Below are 1608 nucleotides of genomic sequence, written 5' to 3'. Positions count from 1 at the left end.
TGCATAGAGGATGAATGTTTACAATAATTTAACAAAATTATTGAATTTATACATAAATGTACTATAATTTAATTGTATGTTAATAAAAGGGGACATTGGGAATGATATGCACAAAATGTAGAGCTGAAAATCAAAAGGAGAGCTTGTTTTGTAACAAATGTGGTACAAAGTTATCATCAAATAATGAAAAACAAAGCAAGAGATTAATTAAGGACAAAATAAAATTACTTAATAACAAAAAAAATCTTACTATGTTGTGTACAGTTTTAGTAATAATAATCTGTGCAGTATCTGGAATTATTTATTTTAATAATCCTGTATCAAAATTTAAAAGTGAAATTATAAATAATAAACAGACAGAAGCGGTTAAACTTTACCATAATAAAATTAAAGGAGATTCAGACAAAGAAGAGAAAGTAATTTCATTTTTAAAGGATGAAATTATTGAAATTGAAAAATCATTTGTGGATGAAAAAATAGATTATGATAAAGCCAAAAGTAGGCTTGAAACAATAAAAAATATACGATTAGTGCCAACTGATGTTACTAATTCAATTATTAAAATTAATAATCTTAATGATTCAAGAATTGCATTTAAGAAAGCAGAGGAGTTTTTTAAAAACAATGATTTAAAAAATGCTATAGAAGAATATAAAAATGTAATATCTGATGATAAGAACTATGAAAAGGCTAAAGAACAGATTAAAAATAATGAAAAAAAGTATAAAGATCAAATATTAAAAAGTGCTGAAGAATTTGCAAATAAAAAAGACTATGATAAAGCAATAACAACATTGTCTGAAGCAATAGCAGTTTTTTCAGATGATGTGGATTTAACTGCAAAAAATGAAGCATATAAAAAATTACAACAAGAAAAATTAGAAGCTGAAAGGAAACAAAAAATTGAAGAATTAAAAGGAAAGCAAGAGTTAGTTGTAGTTAATAGTAGTGTAGTTTCAGGCTATTTTAATATTGACGATGAAGCTCAAGTTATAGTGAAAAATAATACAAATAAAGTTGTTAAGAATTTTACAGTAGGTATTCTTATGTATGATGGTAATGGATATCCTCTTAAGTCAGGAATACTTGCTGGAGAAAATCAATTATTTAAAGGTAAAGCTGAGTCCGTAAATATACAAGCAGGTGAAACATTTGGTTATAATAGATCATGGAATTTATATACAGATTATGGAACTGTAAAAGAAGTAATTGCTTGTGTTAGAGATGTTGAATATTATGATGGAAGCAAATGGACAAATGATTACTATAATTATTGGCAAGATGAACATTTAGGTAAACCATATAAATAATTATAACTTAAACCTGTACTAAATATAAAAGTACAGGTTTTTTGTACTTTTGAAAAGTGAAGCTAATATGTAAATAATGAATATGTTTAATTATTGAAATAAAAGAAAAATCAAATTTTATGTAATTAGTGATTTAGACTATTAATAAAAAGAGACTTGATTATTTAATGGTAAAGGTTAATAGGTTAAGATAAAGAGGAAAAGAAGGGAGATAGTTTGTAAAACTATCTTCTTTATTTTGCCCTGAATAAAGTAAATATATCATTTAAAATACTTTACTGTGTAAAAGCTAAGAAGT

Annotated in this window: 1 protein-coding gene; it reads left to right on the top strand. The window is 24.7% G+C overall.

Annotated elements, in window-relative coordinates; all coding sequences use genetic code 11:
- The first annotated feature begins 101 nt into the window (after positions 1-101).
- On the top strand, positions 102-1310 hold the full coding sequence (locus tag ACY1IQ_RS21075) for a DUF5780 domain-containing protein (protein WP_461615824.1): 1209 nt from the start codon (positions 102-104) through the stop codon (positions 1308-1310).
- Positions 1311-1608: the final 298 nt, after the last annotated feature.

The sequence above is a fragment of the Clostridium sp. Marseille-QA1073 genome, assembly GCF_054863625.1.
The sequence above is the reverse complement of the archived record's forward strand: the minus strand, read 5'-3'. Positions and strand labels throughout refer to the sequence as shown.